At 71.8% G+C, this 16,218-nt stretch carries 20 protein-coding genes; 10 read left to right on the top strand and 10 right to left on the bottom strand.

Annotated features, from left to right (window positions below; translation table 11 throughout):
- The first annotated feature begins 326 nt into the window (after positions 1 to 326).
- Together AB0C36_RS05700 and AB0C36_RS05695 are read left to right on the top strand one after the other, a co-directional pair.
- Positions 327 to 1,787, top strand: a complete 1,461-nt coding sequence (locus AB0C36_RS05700) for a hemolysin family protein (RefSeq protein ID WP_358349712.1) — start codon at positions 327 to 329, stop codon at positions 1,785 to 1,787.
- Between the two features lie 77 nt (positions 1,788 to 1,864).
- Entirely contained in the window at positions 1,865 to 2,896 is a 1,032-nt protein-coding gene (locus tag AB0C36_RS05695) for a CNNM domain-containing protein (protein WP_358349710.1), read from the top strand.
- An 86-nt stretch (positions 2,897 to 2,982) separates the two neighbouring features.
- Here the strand turns inward: AB0C36_RS05695 and AB0C36_RS05690 are convergent, their stop codons facing one another.
- From AB0C36_RS05690 to AB0C36_RS05680, 3 genes are all read right to left on the bottom strand, one after another.
- A complete protein-coding gene (locus AB0C36_RS05690; RefSeq protein ID WP_358349707.1) occupies positions 2,983 to 3,504 on the bottom strand; it encodes an NUDIX domain-containing protein in 522 nt (173 codons plus the stop codon).
- Positions 3,505 to 3,514: 10 nt separating this feature from the next.
- Positions 3,515 to 4,654 carry a tryptophan--tRNA ligase gene (gene trpS, locus AB0C36_RS05685; RefSeq protein WP_358349704.1) on the bottom strand — a complete coding sequence of 380 codons (1,140 nt, stop codon included), beginning with the start codon at positions 4,652 to 4,654 and terminating at the stop codon, positions 3,515 to 3,517.
- Between the two features lie 212 nt (positions 4,655 to 4,866).
- Positions 4,867 to 5,871: a transposase gene (locus AB0C36_RS05680; protein WP_358349701.1), complete on the bottom strand. Its 1,005-nt coding sequence runs from the start codon at positions 5,869 to 5,871 to the stop codon at positions 4,867 to 4,869.
- Positions 5,872 to 6,009: 138 nt separating this feature from the next.
- On the opposite strand from AB0C36_RS05680, the gene AB0C36_RS05675 reads away from it, so the two are divergent.
- Together AB0C36_RS05675 and AB0C36_RS05670 are read left to right on the top strand one after the other, a co-directional pair.
- The gene (locus AB0C36_RS05675; protein WP_358349698.1) at positions 6,010 to 6,576 is read left to right on the top strand and encodes a nuclear transport factor 2 family protein; all 567 of its coding nucleotides are present in this window, start codon (positions 6,010 to 6,012) and stop codon (positions 6,574 to 6,576) included.
- Positions 6,577 to 6,693: 117 nt separating this feature from the next.
- Positions 6,694 to 7,497 carry an SDR family NAD(P)-dependent oxidoreductase gene (locus tag AB0C36_RS05670; RefSeq protein WP_358349695.1) on the top strand — a complete coding sequence of 268 codons (804 nt, stop codon included), beginning with the start codon at positions 6,694 to 6,696 and terminating at the stop codon, positions 7,495 to 7,497.
- Positions 7,498 to 7,642: 145 nt separating this feature from the next.
- On the opposite strand, the gene AB0C36_RS05665 is transcribed toward AB0C36_RS05670, so the two are convergent.
- The 3 genes from AB0C36_RS05665 to AB0C36_RS05655 form a co-directional block, all read right to left on the bottom strand.
- Positions 7,643 to 7,861 carry a hypothetical protein gene (locus AB0C36_RS05665; protein WP_358349693.1) on the bottom strand — a complete coding sequence of 73 codons (219 nt, stop codon included), beginning with the start codon at positions 7,859 to 7,861 and terminating at the stop codon, positions 7,643 to 7,645.
- 58 nt (positions 7,862 to 7,919) lie between these two features.
- The gene (locus AB0C36_RS05660) at positions 7,920 to 8,351 is read right to left on the bottom strand and encodes a hypothetical protein (RefSeq protein WP_358349690.1); all 432 of its coding nucleotides are present in this window, start codon (positions 8,349 to 8,351) and stop codon (positions 7,920 to 7,922) included.
- A gap of 91 nt (positions 8,352 to 8,442) precedes the next feature.
- Positions 8,443 to 9,027, bottom strand: a complete 585-nt coding sequence (locus tag AB0C36_RS05655; RefSeq protein ID WP_358349688.1) for a putative glycolipid-binding domain-containing protein — start codon at positions 9,025 to 9,027, stop codon at positions 8,443 to 8,445.
- 136 nt (positions 9,028 to 9,163) lie between these two features.
- On the opposite strand from AB0C36_RS05655, the gene AB0C36_RS05650 reads away from it, so the two are divergent.
- Positions 9,164 to 9,859 carry a hypothetical protein gene (locus AB0C36_RS05650; RefSeq protein WP_358349686.1) on the top strand — a complete coding sequence of 232 codons (696 nt, stop codon included), beginning with the start codon at positions 9,164 to 9,166 and terminating at the stop codon, positions 9,857 to 9,859.
- Positions 9,860 to 9,920: 61 nt separating this feature from the next.
- Here the strand turns inward: AB0C36_RS05650 and AB0C36_RS05645 are convergent, their stop codons facing one another.
- Complete coding sequence (locus tag AB0C36_RS05645; protein WP_358349683.1) at positions 9,921 to 10,517, bottom strand: TetR/AcrR family transcriptional regulator; 597 nt, start codon at positions 10,515 to 10,517, stop codon at positions 9,921 to 9,923.
- Between the two features lie 106 nt (positions 10,518 to 10,623).
- On the opposite strand from AB0C36_RS05645, the gene AB0C36_RS05640 reads away from it, so the two are divergent.
- Complete coding sequence (locus tag AB0C36_RS05640) at positions 10,624 to 11,040, top strand: VOC family protein (protein WP_358349681.1); 417 nt, start codon at positions 10,624 to 10,626, stop codon at positions 11,038 to 11,040.
- Position 11,041: 1 nt separating this feature from the next.
- Here AB0C36_RS05640 and AB0C36_RS05635 read toward each other — a convergent pair whose 3' ends face one another.
- Together AB0C36_RS05635 and AB0C36_RS05630 are read right to left on the bottom strand one after the other, a co-directional pair.
- On the bottom strand, positions 11,042 to 12,001 hold the full coding sequence (locus AB0C36_RS05635) for an alpha/beta fold hydrolase (protein ID WP_358349679.1): 960 nt from the start codon (positions 11,999 to 12,001) through the stop codon (positions 11,042 to 11,044).
- A 137-nt stretch (positions 12,002 to 12,138) separates the two neighbouring features.
- Positions 12,139 to 12,708 carry a hypothetical protein gene (locus AB0C36_RS05630; RefSeq protein ID WP_358349677.1) on the bottom strand — a complete coding sequence of 190 codons (570 nt, stop codon included), beginning with the start codon at positions 12,706 to 12,708 and terminating at the stop codon, positions 12,139 to 12,141.
- A gap of 225 nt (positions 12,709 to 12,933) precedes the next feature.
- Here AB0C36_RS05630 and AB0C36_RS05625 point away from each other — a divergent pair, with 225 nt between their 5' ends.
- The 4 genes from AB0C36_RS05625 to AB0C36_RS05610 all read left to right on the top strand — a co-directional run bounded on the left by AB0C36_RS05625 (position 12,934) and on the right by AB0C36_RS05610 (position 15,318).
- Complete coding sequence (locus AB0C36_RS05625; RefSeq protein WP_358349761.1) at positions 12,934 to 13,377, top strand: MarR family transcriptional regulator; 444 nt, start codon at positions 12,934 to 12,936, stop codon at positions 13,375 to 13,377.
- A gap of 104 nt (positions 13,378 to 13,481) precedes the next feature.
- Entirely contained in the window at positions 13,482 to 13,901 is a 420-nt protein-coding gene (locus AB0C36_RS05620) for an SSI family serine proteinase inhibitor (RefSeq protein ID WP_358349676.1), read from the top strand.
- A gap of 195 nt (positions 13,902 to 14,096) precedes the next feature.
- On the top strand, positions 14,097 to 14,525 hold the full coding sequence (locus AB0C36_RS05615; RefSeq protein WP_358349674.1) for a VOC family protein: 429 nt from the start codon (positions 14,097 to 14,099) through the stop codon (positions 14,523 to 14,525).
- A 274-nt stretch (positions 14,526 to 14,799) separates the two neighbouring features.
- Positions 14,800 to 15,318, top strand: coding sequence for an SAM-dependent methyltransferase (locus tag AB0C36_RS05610; protein WP_358349671.1), 519 nt, complete (start codon positions 14,800 to 14,802; stop codon positions 15,316 to 15,318).
- An 86-nt stretch (positions 15,319 to 15,404) separates the two neighbouring features.
- Here the strand turns inward: AB0C36_RS05610 and AB0C36_RS05605 are convergent, their stop codons facing one another.
- Positions 15,405 to 16,157, bottom strand: a complete 753-nt coding sequence (locus AB0C36_RS05605) for a Clp protease N-terminal domain-containing protein (RefSeq protein ID WP_358349669.1) — start codon at positions 16,155 to 16,157, stop codon at positions 15,405 to 15,407.
- Positions 16,158 to 16,218 lie beyond the last annotated feature (61 nt).

The raw sequence follows: 16,218 nt of genomic DNA, 5'->3' as shown, positions 1-16,218 counted from the left end.
TCGGCGTACCGTGCCCACGGCCGCACAGACTGTCACGATCCCCGCATCGACGCCAAGTACTAACGGTCAGTAGCTTTTGACGATCAGTCACGTGACCGCCGCCACATCCATTTCCACCTGCGGGGCAGGCATTTGGCAGGCATGGGAACACGGTTCTGCGGTGATACGTTTTAGGAGCAGTAGTCACCCAAATTGCCACGGCGCCCTGACCTCCGGACGCCGTGGATTTCACAAGGAGCGTGTGTGTCCGCCCAAGAGACGGACCCCCCGAGTACCGGTCCCTCCCGAGCCAGTGATCCGCGCGGCGTCGTTCGGGAGGATGTCCGATGAACGCCGCCTCCGCCGCCTTCGGCATACTCGCCGTGGTCGTCCTGACCGTCGGCACCGGCTTCTTCGTCGCCCAGGAGTTCGCGTACGTCGCGGCCGACCGCACCGAGCTGCGCCGCCGCGCCGAGGCCGGCGACCGCGCCGCAGGGCGCGCCCTCAAGGTGACCCGCCGCCTTTCGTTCATGCTCTCCGGCGCGCAACTGGGCATCACCGTCACGACGCTGCTGGTGGGCTTCATCGCCCAGCCCGCGCTGAGCGTCATCCTCTCCCCCGCGCTCGACCCTCTCGGCATGCCGTCCGGCGTCGACACCGTGGTGACCCTCGTGCTCGGCTTCGGCATCGCGACCGGCGTGCAGATGGTCCTCGGCGAACTGATCCCCAAGAACTGGGGCATCGCCGAACCCGAGCGCGTCAGCGTCCTGCTGGCCCGGCCGACCCTGGCGTACCTCAAGGTCATGGGACCGGTCATCCGGATGTTCGACAACGTCGCGAACCGGCTCGTGCGCGCCCTCGGCATCGAACCGGTCGAGGAGATCCACGGCGGCGCGACCACCGAGGAGCTCGGCCACATCGTCGCCGAGGCGGACCGCGAGGGCGACCTCGCCCCCGAACTCTCGGACATGCTGCAGCGAGCCATCGCCTTCGGCGACCTGACGGTCGATCAGGTGATGGTTCCCAGGCCCGACGTCATACGGGTGCGGGCCGACAGCAGCACCGCCGAACTGATCGCCCTGGTCCAGGAATGCGGTCACTCGCACTACCCCGTCGTCGGCGATCGTGTCGACGACATCGTGGGCATGGTCGGCGTCGCCGACCTGCTTGCCGTGGCTCCCGAGGACGCCGACCGCGTGACGGTCGGCGAGATCGCCCGGCAGCCGCTGCTCATCCCCGACACCGCCGGCCTGTCGTCGCTGCTGGAGCAGCTGCGGGCGGTCGACGAGGAGTTCGCGATCGTGCTCGACGAGCACGGCGGGCTGGCCGGCATCGTGACGTACGAGGACGTGGCCGAGGAGCTGGTCGGCGAGATCGCCGACGAGTCGGACGTCGAATCCGTCGTGGACGCCTTCCCCGAGGACGGCTGGTGGCGCCTCGACGCCGTCCTGCGCGTCGACGAGGTCGAGCGCATCATCGACACCGAGCTGCCCGAGGGGCCGTACGACACCCTCGGCGGCCTGGTCATCGCCCGCCTCGGACGCCTTCCGCAGGTCGGCGACCGGGTCACGATCCCCGACCCGGACGAGGCACGCGACCCGGACGGGCCGATCACCACGGTCGTGGAGATCGAGGTACTGACCGTCGAGCGGCATGTGCCCGAGCTGGTGCGCGTGCGTACGCACGTACCGCTGGATGCGAGTGCCGTGTCGGCGCCGGCCACCGCCGGGTCCGACGGCGACCGGGAACCGCAGCCGGCCGCGAGCGCGACCGCAGGCGCCGCCGAGCACCGTGAGGTGGCGGCGTGACGGCCGTGGATACCTCTTCCCTCTCTTCCCTCTCTTCCCTCGACATGGCGGCAGGCGGCGGCACCGGGATCGGCCCGATGCCCGCCTTCATAGCGACCATCGTGCTGCTCGCCGGCAACGCCTTCTTCGTGGCGGCCGAGTTCGCGCTGCTGGCGGCACGTCGGCACCGGCTCGAACAGGCCGCGGCGGCGCGCAAGCGCGGTGCCGGATCGGCGCTGGCGGGCGTACGCGAACTGACGCTCATGCTGGCGGGCGCGCAACTGGGCATCACCATGTGCTCGCTGGGCCTCGGCGTCGTGTCCGAACCCGCCTTCGCCGCGATGCTCGACCCGCTCTTCCGCTCGATCGGCCTGCCATCAGCGGCCGGACACGCGGTGGCCTTCGCGGTTGCGCTCAGCACGATCGTGCTGCTGCACATGGTGGTCGGTGAGATGGCACCGAAGTCGTGGGCGATCTCCGACCCCGAGCGCGCCGCGCTGCTGCTGGCGCCGCCGTTCCGTACCTTCACCCGCGGTGTACGCCCGCTGCTGCGCGCCCTCAACGGCATCAGCAACGCGGCCCTGCGGGCGGCCCGGATCCGTCCCCGGGACGAGCTGACCATCCCCAAGGACGCGGAGGGCCTGCGCCGGCTCGTCGGCGAGTCGCGCCGCCTGGGGCTGATCGGCAGTGCCGAGCACGACGTGCTGACCGCGACGCTGCGCACGCACACCGAGGCGCTGGCCCGCCTGGTGGTCCCGGCGGACCGCATCGACGAGGTCCCGGCGGCCGCGAAGCCCGAGGAGATCGTGGCGGCGTCGCGCCGGAACGGCCGCAATCGCCTGCTGGTCCGCGAGGCCGACGGGCGCCTGACCGGTGTCCTGCACGTACGCGAGGTGCTGGCGATACGCGGCCTGGGGGCGGACTCGCCCAACGCCCCGACGGCCGGCGAACTCGCCTCGCCTGTCCTGACGTTGGGCATCGACACACCGATCCAGCGGGCCGTGGCGGCGCTGCGCGAACGGCGCGCGTCACTGGCGCTGGTGCACGACGCGCACGGGCAACTGCTGGGCATGGTCGGCCTCGACGACCTGCTGGGCAGTGTGCTCGGCGGCGCGCGGACGGCGGCGTGACCCGAAGGCACCGTCGGCGGCAGTGCCGCACCTCTTGATCGCGACCCGCCCGGAGCTCGGCGAAGTGCCGGTCCAGGGCGGCGCGGTCACGGTGTTGTGACGAGGGTGGCGTGGAGCGGGAGCCATGCGGCGCCCGCGCAGTGCGCGCGTACTTCGTCGGGTGCGAACCAGGCCGCCGCCACGCACTCGGAGTCGGGTGCGGGGCGGGTGTCCGGGCCCGGACCGGCCAACTGCACGGCGTGGAAGGCCATGTAGGCCCGGGCCGGGTAGCCGTAGTCGGCGGGCGGGTCGGCGTGCAGGGTGATGCGCTGTCCGCCGAACGGCCGGAGCCGCGCGGCGTCCACGATGTACCCGGTCTCCTCGGCGAGTTCGCGCGCGGCGGCCTCGGCGGGTGCCTCGCCGTCCGCCACGTGCCCGCCGGGTACGTCCCACCCCCGGCCGGGTCGATCGACCCGGGCGAGGAGGGTGTGCCCGCGCGTGTCCACGACGACGGCGAAGGCTGCGGTGACGGCGTACCCGTCGGGCGTCCCCGGGGTCAGCACCACGTCCATGGTGTGCGGAAGCGGGATCCAGGGGACGGTCAGGCGGTCGAGCACGCGTGCGGTCATGTGCCCATCCTCACGCGTACCGCATGCCCATCGCCTCCCGCACCTCCCTCAGAGTCGCGTCCGCGACGACGTTGGCCCGGGCGTTGCCCGTGTGCAACACCTCGCGCACGTACGCTCGGTCGCACGCCAGTTCGGCGCGCCTGGCCCGCATCGGGGCGAAGTGGTCGTTGACCGCGTCCGTCACGACCTGCTTGAGGCGGGCCGCTCCCCCGCCGCCGATCTCCGCCGCGACCTCGGCCGGGGCGCGGTCCAGGCAGAGCGCGGCGAGCAGGACAAGGCTCGACACGCCGGGACGCCGTACCGGGTCGTACGTGATCGTGCGGTCGGCGTCGGTAGTCGCGCGGCGGATCAGCCGGGCCGTCTCGTCGGCCGTCGAGGCCAGCGACACCGCGTTGCCGCGCGACTTGCTCATCTTCGTGGCGTCCGTGCCCAGCAGCAGGGGCGCGGCGGAGAGGAGCGCCTCCGGCTCCGGGAACACGGCGCCGTAGCGGTCGTTGAAGCGCCGCGCGATGGTGCGGGTGACCTCCAGGTGCGGCAACTGGTCCTGCCCGACCGGGACCATGTCGGCCTTGCAGAACAGGATGTCGGCCGCCTGATGGGCCGGGTACGTGAACATCAGCCCGCTGACCGCCGCCTGCCGCGAGTGCGCGATCTCGTCCTTGACGGTCGGGTTGCGCTGGAGCTCGGCGACCGAGACCAGGCTCAGGAACGGGAGGAGGAGCTGGTTGAGTGCGGGCACGGCGCTGTGCGCGAAGACCGTGGTGCGCTCGGGGTCGATGCCGGCGGCAAGGTAGTCGAGCACCAGTTCCTCGACGTACTCGGCGAGGTGGTCGGCGACATCGCGGTCGGTCAACACCTGGTAGTCCGCGACGACGAGGTACGTCTCCACGCCCGCGTCCTGCAGCCGCACCCGGTTCTGCAGGGTGCCGAAGTAGTGGCCCAGGTGCAGGCGTCCGGTGGGCCGGTCGCCGGTGAGCACGCGGTGCGCTCCGGGGTCGTCGGGCACGAGTGTCCCGCGCGTTTCGGGCGCGGGCGGGTGGCACGCGCGGTCTTCGCTCGCGGGAGCGGGGGCTTGGACGGGGGCCGAGGCGACGGCCGGGGCCGTGGTGGTCAGGGCTGTGGTGGTGGTCAGGGCTGCGGTGGTGGTCATCGGGGGCTCCTGTGCTTCGGGGTTCCGGCTGCGGGAGGGGCGTCTCGCGGACGGCCTCGCCGGCTCGGAAGGTTCCGGGCGCAGGGCAGAGAAAAGGGCCGTCCGGTACGAACGGCCCGTGGCGTGTCTGAGTCGTGGCCGCTCCTAGGAGGAGCGCCACCAGGACAGATTCGCCGACGACTTCATGCGCCAAAGGTAGCAGGCACGGGTGGTCAGGAGTCGAGGGCCTCGGTCACGCGCGCCCAGGTTCCGTCGTCGGACCAGCGGCGGTGGCGGCCGTACAGGGTCTGCCAACTGCCGTACCTGCCCGGCACGTTGCGCCACGGTACGCCGGTGCGTTCGCGATAGCGGATGCCGTCGACGACACGCCGGTCGTCGGCGCGCGCGGCGCCGCGCTGGTCACCGGGCGGCAGCAGCGCGCGGATGCGGCGCCACTGGGTGTCGGTGAGGTCGGTCGGCGCCTCGGCCGCGGCCTGGTCCGAGACGGGCCGGTCGCGTTTTCCAAAACAAGGTCGGCCGGCGGCTGCGTCCGAGAGCCGGACCCGGGTCTGGCGTACCAGGTCCTCGAACAGGTCGTCGTCCTGGTAGCTCGTCAGCCGTGTGTCGATCCGCGCCCAGCGCCGGGCCATTTCCGGGGACGCGGTCTCCAACGCGGACTCCAGCGCCGTACCGACCGCCTGTCCCGGGCGGGCGAGCGGCGACTTCGCCTCCAGCAGCACGACCCCGACGGTGGTCCGGGCAATCCAGACCAGCGCGTCGGCGCGGGCGTCGTCGTCCAGCGGCCCGCGTTCGAGCACCGCGAGCAGGCGGTCGAGGGCGGCGGCCCACGCGGGCGCGATCTGCGTCGGGGTGCCGATCAACTGCGCTGTCCAGGGGCTTTCCACGATGCGGTGGCGGACGTCGGCCATCCACATCACCACCGCGTCATCCCACGGCACCGACGGGTCGACGGCCGCGCCGACCTCCTCGAGCGCCGCGTCCGCGACCGCGGCGAGCAGTGCCGCCCGGCCGTCGACGTGCCGGTAGAGCGCCATCGGCGTGACCCCGAGCCGGGTTGCGACCGCGCTCATCGTCAGCGCGTCGACGCCGCCTTCGGACAGCACGGCGCGGGCCGCGAGGACCACGTCGCGCAGCGTCAGGCGCGGGCGCGCGACGGCACGCGTCGGGGCGGCCGGGCCGTCGGCGTCCGCCTCGGCGGTGTTCATTGACCGTGTCACGGAGCAATGCTAGAACGTAATCGCTGAAGTTTACGTCATATACAAGAAGTCGACAGAGATTCGCCGCGGACGCCTGCCGGGCGTCCCGCATCGGGGCCCGGGGCCGCCGCGGCGTTACCGCCCGCCGGAGGAGCCCGCATGACTGTCACCCGCGATGTCGTCATCGACCCCAACCAGACCTGGGCACCGCTGGAGAAGCGTCTCGCCGACGAGCGCGACCCGGTGCTGCGCCGGAACCTCGAGGCGGTCATCGCGCACCAGAAGGCCGAGGCGCACGGCGACCTGGAGGCGCTGATGGCCACGCTGGCGCCGGAACCGGTCTACCGCCTCGGCGCGCCGGACAACCCGCGCCTGCACCCGCGCGGCACCGAGAGCGTTCGCGCCTACTACGGCGCGTTCGTGGCGAGCGGCGCCACCCAGCTCGTCCACGACATCGACCGCCTCGCGGTGGACCGGAACCTGATCCTCACCGACGGGACCATCCGCATCGCGTACCCGGGCGCCACGCTGACCGCCATGGGGATCGAGGTCGACGACAAGTCCGCCGACGCGTTCTACCTGTACGAGTCGCGCATGTCGATCGTGTGGGTCATCGACGACGAGGGCCGCATCATCGGCGAGGAGAGCTACACCGACCGCAACGGCTTCGAGGGGATTGCGGGGCGCAGGCTACAGGAGGGCGACATCGCGCCGCTGCGCGCGTGATGCGCGTACCGTCGCCGCCCGGGGCACCGCCCTGCGCGCCCGGCGCTGTGCGCCTGGACCTGCGGGCAGTCCCGTTGACAAGCCCCGCGTAACCGCCCTCGACATCGGGAGAGCTCCATGCGTGAACTGACCGGCCGCGTAGGCGTCGTCACCGGTGCCGCACGCGGCATCGGGCGCGGCACCGCCGAGGCCATGGCCGCCGCCGGCATGCGCGTCGTGCTCGCCGACCTCGACGCCGACCGCCTCGCGGGCACCGTCACGGCGCTGCGCGAGACGGGTGCGGAGGTGATCGGCGTACCGACGGACGTGACGGACCCCGCGGCGGTGCGGGCGCTCGCGGATGCGGCGGTCGAGGCGTACGGCACGGCTCACGTGGTCGTCAACAACGCCGGAATCTGTACGTTCGGCACCGCCTGGCAGACCGAACTCGCAGACTGGCACCGGGTATTCGATGTCAACATGTTCGGCGTCGTACACGGCGTGCAGGCGTTCATGCCGCTACTGCTCGCCAACCCGGAGGGCGGGCACGTCGTCAACGTGTCGTCGATGGGCGGCATGCTGATCGGCCCGATGATCGCGCCGTACACGGCCAGCAAGGCCGGGGTGATCGCGCTGTCCAAGGCGCTCCGGGCCGAACTGGCGATGACGGGTGCCGAGGTCGGGGTCACGGTCGTCTGCCCGGGCAACGTCGCGACCGAGATCGCCGAACACCTCATCACGGCCGCCGAACTGCCGCCGCAGGGCGCGCCGATGATCGAACGGCTGAAGAAGGGCAACGAGCACGGCATTCCGGCGTTGGAAGCGGGCGGGATCATCCTGGACGCGGTGCGCACGGGCGCTTTCTGGGCCCTGCCCAACGGTGCCGCGCAGTTCCCGCTGGTCCAGAAGGACCACGACGAACTCCAGGCCGTCGTCGGCTGACAGAAACGGACCGCCGTCGGTTCCGAGGAGTTGCAGGGGCGCCCTCGGGACCGGCGGAGGTCAGCGGCGCCGGGTTCCGTCGCCGCCCGGACCCGGTACGCGCGCCCGCCCGGGCCCACCCGCTCCTGTCCCGCGGATACGGCGGTCAACCGTCCGCCAGGCGGTCTTCCACGTACGCGACGAGGTCCGGATCGGCGGAGGTCAGCCGCTCCGCCTCCTCGCCTCCGTCGCAGCGGCACAAAGCCACCGTCACGCTGCCGCCGCGCCTCGCCGCGACCCGCCACACCCCGCCCGCGTCCTCCCAGCGACGCAGCACCGCCACCGCCCCACCGGCCTCGCCCGCTGTACTCCGCACCTCGCCCATACCAGCCATACTCCGCGATCAACCGCGTCGCGGACGAGCCCGCGGCGTACGTCGACGCTCAGCCGTCACCGGCCGCAGCCTCCGCGAGGCGGGCCTCGATGTCCTGCTTGACCGGCCGGTACGTCGCCTCGGCGGTGCGCATTCGCGCTTCGCACGTTGCCCACGCGTGCCGTGACCGGGCTCGGCGGCCGGGGACAAGGTCATAGCGGCGCAGGCGTACCGCGCGGTTGTCGGCCATGAACCCGGCCTTGGTGCGCACCCCGTGCGCCCACCGGACATCCGCCTGCGCGTCGAGCAGCTCGGCCTCGAACGCTTCGAGCGCGCGTGCCCAGCGCTCCTCGTCCGCCCCGGTCGCGTCCACCTCGGTGCCGAAGCTCAGCGGGGTGACGTAATAGAGGGTGAACTCCAGCCCCTCGGGGACCTGCACCCACGGCAGTGCGTTCCACGGCCACGGAGTGAGCGTGAAGACACGCCTGGCGATCTTGGTCACGGATCTCCTCGGGCGTGGTCGGCCAGGTCGAGTCGCAGCGTAGGTCACCGCGGCAGGCCCCGCGTGCCCGCCGGTGCGCGTGTACTGCGCCCTACCTGACCCGCACCGCAATACCCGGGTAATCGAGCGCGAGGCCCGAGGCGTCATACCGGAGCCGGCAGGCGAAGTCGAAGGCGGGCGCCTCGTAGTCGTACGCCGGCCCGGCCGCCTCGTCCTCGACGCGCAGGTAGGTCTGTTCCAGACGCCCCACTGTCGCGTCCGCCGCCCTCACATAGGCCGCCGGTGCGCTCGCCCGCTCCCCGACCGCGAGGCCGAGTCTGCGCACCGGAAAGGCGTTGGTGAGTGCCGACGCCTCCAGGTCGACGTCGAGGCACCCGTCGAGTTCCGGCGCGGCGGCCCCGTCGACCAGCCAACTCCCCTCCCCGTCAGCCTCCAGGACGACGGTCAGGCGGCCGCCGACCGACCGGCTCTCCACCTCGGCCCGCAACGTACGACCCGTCGGACCGAGCAGGATCCGGTACCGAACGGCCCAACTCAGGCCGTCCTCCACCGCCACCGCCGTCCCGTCGATGCGACGGCCGCCACCGCTCTCGCCCCGGAACCACGCCGCCTCGAAACCGTCCCGGGCGTCCACGTGCCGCCACCCCGCATCGCCGGGAAACTCCGCAAAGCCCATGCGCCCACCCTGCCACCCGTGGGCGCAGCTTCCGGTCGTTCCGCCGGCCCGGCGGCCCTGGTAGCGGCCTCGGCAACACCGATGGGGTCGTACGATCCGCACTGTCGGGGGATCGGACGATCAAGCGGGGAACGGCATGACGTACGGGGCAGGCGCGGTTGCGGGGACGATGGCCAGGGTCAGGAAACCCTTCCAGGACAAGGAGATGAGGAGGCAGCCGCCAGGGACGTGGCAGGGGCCGGTGTTGCTGGCGAAGCCGGGCGCGGGCGGGGACTGGTACGCGCCGGTGCCCGACTACGAGTTGTTCGTCGACGACGTCGCGCGGGACAAGAAGACGCAGGACAAGGACTGGCGGCATCTGACCCTGTGGCGGGACAACCGGCGTGAGGCCTGGGAGATGGTGGTCGAGACCGAGTCGGCCGGTTCCGGGAGGGCCGTGTACCGGGTGCTCGGGTCGCAGGGCGAGCTGCTGGCGCGGGTGACACGGCGGCGCGGGAGCATCTTCCGGTTCGCCCGTACGTCGTGGCGCGTCGAGTCGGCCAACGGGCCGGAACTGCGCGCCCGCAAGGGGCACTTGGTCGCCTGGTTCTTCTGGTGGCTGTTCTCGCCGCTGTGGGCGGTCATGCTCGCGCTGATCCTGGTCGGCGGCGAGTTCCCGCGGATGCCGTTGACGACGCGGTGGCGGCGGGAGGGCCACGAGGTGATGCACTTCGAGGACGACGAATACGTGGTCGTGAGCGACTGGCCCGACGCGCGACTCATATACGCCGTGGCGATGCTGCACTGGGCGCACCCGACCGTCCTGAGCAGTTGGAGCCGGCCCACGTTGTAGGCCTCTCCGGATCGTCCGAGCCTCTGCTCCGGATCGTCCGCGCCGCCGCGGGGACCACGGACTACCGCACGCGGAGGGAGTCCAGGAGGCGGGACAGGGCTGTCCAGGTGTCGTTCAGGTCTTCGGCGGTGCCGGAAGCGGCGAGCCAGAGCGCGGCTTCGTTCATGGCACCGGAGAGCAGGTGCGCCAAGGGGGCAATCGGCTGGGGAGCGATCACCCCGGCATCGGCGAGGGCGGTGAGCGCTTCGGCGAGGTGGCGGGCCGCGCCTGCCTCGTCGAATGCGCGCCACGTCTCCCAGCCGAGCACCGCGGGTCCGTCGACGAGCATGATGCGCTGGACCGCGGGCTCGGTGGTTGCGGTCAGGAACGTGCGGCAGCCGGTGGTGAGTTGTGTCCACGGGTCGCTCTCGGCGTCGGCCGCGGCGGCGACGCGGTCCGCGACCTCTTGCTGCACCTCCTCCAGCACGGCGCGGAACAGGTCGGCCTTGCCCTCGAAGTGGTGGTAGAGCGCCCCCTTGGTGACCCCCGCCGCGCGCACGATCTCCGCGAGGCCGACTGCGGTGTACCCCTGGGCCGCGAAGAGCCGGCGGCCTTCGCGCGTCAGGGCGTGCCTGGTCTGCTCGCGCTGCCGGGCCCGCTGCTCGCTCGCGTACGACACGTCGCTCCCTCGCCTCTCGGTTGACATACCTTCGGTACGCGAATTAGCGTACTTCACATACCGCCGGTATGCGAACAGCGCACCGGCACATCCCTGGAGGTGTCCCATGAAGCTCACGAGCTTCTACCCGGTCATCGGCACCGAGCGCCTGGCGGAGTCGCGCGACTTCTACACCGGACTGCTCGGGTTCGAGGTCACCTTCGAGACCGACTGGTACGTCAGCCTGCGACGCCCCGGCCCCCTCCCCTACGAGATCGCCCTCCTCGACCCGACGCATCCGACCATCCCCGAGGGCTACGGCAAGCCGGTGCAGGGTCTGCTGCTGAACTTCGAGGTGGCGGACGTCGACGCCGAGTGGCAGCGCCTCGTCGTCGAGGAGGGGCTCGACGCGAAGCTGGAGATCCGCAGCGAGGCCTTCGGTCAGCGCCACTTCATCGTGGCCGACCCCAACGGCGTGCTGATCGACGTGATCACCGAGATCACCCCCGAGGGCGAGTACGCCGAGGCGTACAAGGACCGATAGGTCAGACGCTGCCCGGCGGAACGGGCAAGGCCGTCAGGAACCGGGTGATCTCGGCGTCGAGTTGCGCCGCGCGGTGCCACGGCATCGCGTGGTGGGAGACCCCCGGGAGCACCGACACCTCGGCGTTCGGCAGGTCGCGGGTCGCGGCGGCGGCGATCTTCGCGGGGTCGTGGGTACGGCTGTCCGCGGCCAGAATCACCCGGGTCGGTGTCGCCAGCGTGCGCAGCGCGGCCCGCTTGGGGCGGCGGCCGACGACGGTCCTGGCACCGGGGAACTCCGCGGCCAGGCAGTAGAGTTCCAGCCAGTCCGCCGTGGCTCCGCCGGGCTCGGCCGCCGTTGCCCCGGCAGTCTCCCAGGCGATGAACCGGCGGGCCCGGTCCGCGGTGGGACGCAGCAGTGAGGGCAGTGCGCGTCGCAGGTAGCGGAGGCGGAATCCACCGAAGCACTGCGTGGGGTCGAGGAGTACGAGCCCCGTGACCCGGTGCGGCGCGTGCAGGGCGTAGCTGAGTGCGAGCCATGCGCCGTACGAATGGGCGCAGATGGCCGCGTCCGCGACGCCGAGTCCGGTGAGTACGCCGTCCAGCCACGCGTGCAGGCCGGCCGCGTCACGCAGGGGCCGCGCGCCGCGCCGGGAGCGGCCGGCCTCGCCGATGCGGTCGATGGCGTACACCCGGTGCCCGCGGGCCAGGTCGGCGGCGTTGGCGTACCAGACGGCGGCCGTGGTGCCGCCGCCGTGCAGCAGGACGAGCGGTGGGGCGTCGGTGGGGCCGCAGGCGATGACGTGGGTCATGCCGAACTCGGAGTCCAGCGTGATCGTCTCGACCGGGAGCGGCCATCGATCGACGACCGCGTCGTACGCGGCGGCGAAACGGGCGTCGAAGGCACCTTGAGCAGTGCGTGCGGTGCTCGGCTCGACACCAGGCGCATTGCGGGGCTCGGTCTTCCGGAACTCGGCGGTCACGGCTCACCTCGGCTCTCGTCCAAACATCTCTCGCTGAGCGATTCTCTCGCTCAACGAGATAATACGCACGGACGTGCCGGCCCCCGCCTACCCAGGTGCAACGGATGCCCGCTTCCGCGGCCCGGCGGGCGATTTCATCAGACCGGCCGCGGCGCCCGTCCCGCCGGATACGGCGTGTATGTGACCGGTTCGCCCGGCGGACAGGGAGGAATCAGCCCGCCGGCGAGGTCGCCGCGGGCGAAGGCGAGGAGAAGTGCGACGGTCGGGCTGTCGTGGAACTCCCAGGTGTTGCCGGTGACGGTGTGGAAGGCGGTTGGCCAGCTCTCCGGGTCCGTGCCGGGCTCGGCGATCCAGTGGCAGTAGACCGCGTCCTCGGTGCTGCCCCACGTGATGACCGTGATTTCGCGGTCCCGGAGCGCGGCGGGGCGGGCGTCGGGGCGGCGGCGCCACTCCGTCTGGAAGTACGTGTGCCAGTACAGACCTTCGGCGGCCAGGTCGAAGGCCCGCAGGTGGTGTTCGGGGCCGTAGACCTGGAGGTAGTTGTTGAACAGCCCCGCGCCGTGCGTCTCGATGAGTCGTCCGTAGTCGCACGGGACGTCGTACCCCAAGGCGGCGGTGACGGCCGACCAGTCGGGGGGTGGGGACGAGGCCCTGCGCATGCCGGTGAGACGAGCCAGTTCCGCAAGTTCATGGGTGGCGTCCTGCATGTGCGGGACGGTACTTGTTCCCTCCCGTCCAGGACACTCGGGAACTCGCCCGGAAACTCTTCCGAGATGATGTCTCGCTCAGCGAGATACCATGCGCGGAGTGGCCGATCGCCACCGGCTCGGGGCAGCGGGCAGGACGGCAACCTGCGGGACAGCTACGTGCGAGACCAGGACGCGGAGGGTGGCAACGTGCCGGAGAGCCCGGTCGAGGGGCAGGGCGCGGGCATGCGCGCGGTGCATCTGCTTCGCAGCATCACTGTTGAACTCGACCGGCTCGGCGGCCGGTTCGCCGCGGAGAACGGACTGCATCCGACCGATCTCCGAGCGCTCATCGCCCTGTTGGACGTCGCCCGGGCCGGCGTCCCGGCCACGCCCGGCCGCCTCGGCGCGGAGCTGGGCCTCAATTCGGCGGGCACGACGGCCCTGGTCGACCGGCTCGAACGAGCCGGGCACGTACGCCGGGTACGCGACGCGGCCGACCGGCGGCGCGTGCTGCTGGAGGTGGACGACCGGGCGGTGGCCCTCGGCCAAGGCTTCTTCGGCCCGCTGATCGACGAAGTCGTCTCCGTCGTCGACCAGTTCGACGACGCCGGACGGGACGCGGTCGAGCGCTTCCTCACCGGGGTCCGCGATGCGGTGGCCGCGCGTGGGGCCGATTCCTCAAGGTGACCGCGTAGTTGGCCGATAGGCCATGAGGGGCGCGGTCCTCTCGGGTGTCCGGATCAGCCGGGCAACGGCCGCGCATCCTTTGTGTGTCGGGAGGACGGCCACCCATGAGCAAGCGCACGAAGACGCGTACGGCGGCACTGCTGGGCGCCGCGGCGTTGGCGTTCACGGCATTTGGCGCGAGCGCCCCGGCAGCGGCCATCCCGCCGCCCTACGGCCACATCGTGCTGAGCGTGTACGCCGGCGAGGGCACCAACGGCCTCCTGATCGACCAGGTGGAGCTGTGGTGCAACTCCAACGGAGGCTCGCACCCCGACCCGGACGGCGCCTGTGCCACCGTCGACCAGGCCGACGGTGACTTCGGCCTCCTCAAGGGCGACCCCGGCCCGTGCACCATGGACTGGCGGCCGGTCACGGCGGTGGCCGAAGGGTACTGGCACGGTGGCGTCACGGACGTCGCGTTCGAGCGGACGTACGGCAACCGCTGCGCACTGCACCGCGGCACGACCCCGGTGTTCGACTTCTAGCCCGACGCGACGGTCCCTCCCCTGACCGGGGCGGGCGGTGATTCCCATTCGTCCAAGACCGCGTCCTGCCGCGCGGCCGAGACTGGGGCACACCACCGACACGGTGGGGGCGCGCCGATCACGGCGCGCCCCCACCGTCCCACCGACGCCCGGGAACCACGCCCGGCACCACGAACACGCTTCTTGGAGGCAGTCATGTCGGAACAGCAGACGGTCACGCCGATGCTGGCGTACGAGGACGCCGACGCCGCACTCGCATGGCTGGCCAAGGCCTTCGGCTTCCACGAGACGGCGCGCTACCCGATGCCGGACGGGTCGGTCGGGCACGCGGAGATGGTGACCGAGGCGGGCGGCCTGATCATGATGGCGGAGCCGACGAAGGCGTACCGCTCCCCCAGGCACCACGCGGAGACATGCGCCGACGCGGCCGGGTGGCTCGCGGTGCCGTACGTCATCGACGGCGTGCACGTGTACGTCCCGGACATCGACGCGCACTACGCGCGGGCCCAGGAAGCCGGGGCGACCATTCTGGGCGAGTTGGCGGACACCGAGCACGGGCGGATGTACCGCGCCGAGGACCGGGAGGGCCATCGCTGGATGTTCGAGGCGCTCCCGGCCGAGTAGAACCCACGGCGCGCCGGAGAGCCGGGGCTTCCGCCCGGACGAGCGGCTTCCGGACGCGCATGCGCGGCCGGCCCGCTCACCAGTGCCTATCCGCCCGCCGCCGCGCGTCGTTCGGACGAGTTGGGCACGAACTGCTCTCCTCCGCGCGTGGATTCTCCTAGCCTCGTGAGTGGCCGGGACCCGTCCTTGCCAGTAGCCATGCCCACGCCTCGCCCGTCAGCCCGTCCCTGCCACCCGCAACGTCCAGCACGCCCCCGACTGCCGAGGAGCCGCCGTGTCCGGGATCCCCCACCGCCTGCGCTGGGCGGTCGAACAACTCGACGTGCAGCCCAAGGACCGCGTCCTCGAGATCGGCGGCGGCCGCGGCGTGGCGGCCGCGCTGGTGTGCGAACTCCTCACCGACGGCAGGTTGGTCGGCCTGGACCGCTCGGAGTCGGCGGTCAAGGGTGCCACGGCGCGCAACGCCGGGTACGTCGCCGACGGCCGGGCCCGGTTCGTCCTCGGCACGCTGGAAGGCGCCGACCTCGCGTCGGAGGGGCCGTTCGACAAGGTCTTCGCGGTCAACGTCAACCTGTTCTGGACGCGCGACCCCGCCCATGAACTCGACCTGATCCGAGGGGCGTTGGCCCCGGAAGGCACCCTCCGGCTGTTCTACGAGCCGCCGCCCGCCGGCCAACTCGGTTCGCTCGGCGCACGCGTCGCGGCCACTCTCGCCGCCAACGGGTACGCCGCGGAGACGACGACCGACCCGACCGAGACCGTCCTGTGCGTGGCCGCGCGTAAGGCCGCCTGACCCCGACGCGTCAACCTGACGAGGCTGCGGCCGCCCGACCGGGCGGCCACCTGACCGGAAGCGGCCGCAGGCACTCCCGCACCGGGCTACGCCTGGTCTCCGCCCGTGTCGAGCGACGCGACGACGGCGTTCAGCATCTCGACGACGAGCCGCTCGGTCTCCTCCTTAGTGACGCCGAGTCCGCTCAACACGCCCGAGCCGTCCTCCAGTTCGAGGAGTGCGAGCAGAAGGTGCTCGGTGCCGATGTAGTTGTGCCCCAGGCGGAGTGCCTCGCGGAAGGTCAGCTCCATGACCTTCTTCGCCTGGGCGTCGTACGGCACAAGTTCCGGCGCCTCGTCGACACGGGCCGGAAGGACGGCCGATGCGGCCTCCCGGACGGTGTCGAGGCTGACGCCCTGCGCGACGATCGCCTTCCCCGCGAGGGCGTCCGCCTCGCTCAGCAGGCCGAGGACGATGTGCTCCGGCTGGATCCGTTCGTTGCCCGCGGCCTGCGCCGCGTTCTGCGAGGCGACGACCACGTTGCGGGCGCGCGCCGTGAAGCGGCTGAAGCCCTGGCTCATGTCGAACTCGGGCTTGTCGGCGTCCGCCTTGGGGACGAACCGCTTCTGCGCCGCCTGCTTGCTCACGCCCATGCTGCGGCCGATGTCCGTCCAGGACGCGCCGGAGCGCCGCGCCTGGTCGACGAAGTGGCCGATCAGGTGGTCGGCGATCTCGCCGAGGTGGTCGGCGGCGAGCATCGCGTTGGCGAGCTGCTCGAGGGCGTCGTCGTTGGTCTTCTTGATGGCGTCGATCAGGTCGTCGAGCCGGACCTGCGTGGTGACGGCTTGTGGCTTCTCCATGCGTCAACACTAGGTTGACGATCGGCGGTTCGTCAACCTCTGGTTGACGATCTTCGGTGGG

This window comes from Streptodolium elevatio, from assembly GCF_040649515.1.
Lineage (GTDB): Bacteria > Actinomycetota > Actinomycetes > Streptomycetales > Streptomycetaceae > Yinghuangia > Yinghuangia elevatio.
This window is presented reverse-complemented; position numbering and strand designations above follow the sequence as displayed.

What these genes read in the sequence shown, in the direction of transcription:
- AB0C36_RS05700 (WP_358349712.1), top strand. Translation starts at nt 327, where the DNA reads ATGAACGCCGCCTCCGCCGCCTTCGGCATACTCGCCGTGGTCGTCCTG.
- AB0C36_RS05695 (WP_358349710.1), top strand. Translation starts at nt 1,865, where the DNA reads ATGCCCGCCTTCATAGCGACCATCGTGCTGCTCGCCGGCAACGCCTTC.
- AB0C36_RS05690 (WP_358349707.1), bottom strand. Translation starts at nt 3,504, where the DNA reads ATGACCGCACGCGTGCTCGACCGCCTGACCGTCCCCTGGATCCCGCTT.
- trpS (WP_358349704.1), bottom strand. Translation starts at nt 4,654, where the DNA reads ATGACCACCACCGCAGCCCTGACCACCACCACAGCCCTGACCACCACG.
- AB0C36_RS05675 (WP_358349698.1), top strand. Translation starts at nt 6,010, where the DNA reads ATGACTGTCACCCGCGATGTCGTCATCGACCCCAACCAGACCTGGGCA.
- AB0C36_RS05670 (WP_358349695.1), top strand. Translation starts at nt 6,694, where the DNA reads ATGCGTGAACTGACCGGCCGCGTAGGCGTCGTCACCGGTGCCGCACGC.
- AB0C36_RS05665 (WP_358349693.1), bottom strand. Translation starts at nt 7,861, where the DNA reads ATGGGCGAGGTGCGGAGTACAGCGGGCGAGGCCGGTGGGGCGGTGGCG.
- AB0C36_RS05655 (WP_358349688.1), bottom strand. Translation starts at nt 9,027, where the DNA reads ATGGGCTTTGCGGAGTTTCCCGGCGATGCGGGGTGGCGGCACGTGGAC.
- AB0C36_RS05650 (WP_358349686.1), top strand. Translation starts at nt 9,164, where the DNA reads ATGACGTACGGGGCAGGCGCGGTTGCGGGGACGATGGCCAGGGTCAGG.
- AB0C36_RS05640 (WP_358349681.1), top strand. Translation starts at nt 10,624, where the DNA reads ATGAAGCTCACGAGCTTCTACCCGGTCATCGGCACCGAGCGCCTGGCG.
- AB0C36_RS05630 (WP_358349677.1), bottom strand. Translation starts at nt 12,708, where the DNA reads ATGCAGGACGCCACCCATGAACTTGCGGAACTGGCTCGTCTCACCGGC.
- AB0C36_RS05625 (WP_358349761.1), top strand. Translation starts at nt 12,934, where the DNA reads ATGCGCGCGGTGCATCTGCTTCGCAGCATCACTGTTGAACTCGACCGG.
- AB0C36_RS05620 (WP_358349676.1), top strand. Translation starts at nt 13,482, where the DNA reads ATGAGCAAGCGCACGAAGACGCGTACGGCGGCACTGCTGGGCGCCGCG.
- AB0C36_RS05615 (WP_358349674.1), top strand. Translation starts at nt 14,097, where the DNA reads ATGTCGGAACAGCAGACGGTCACGCCGATGCTGGCGTACGAGGACGCC.
- AB0C36_RS05605 (WP_358349669.1), bottom strand. Translation starts at nt 16,157, where the DNA reads ATGGAGAAGCCACAAGCCGTCACCACGCAGGTCCGGCTCGACGACCTG.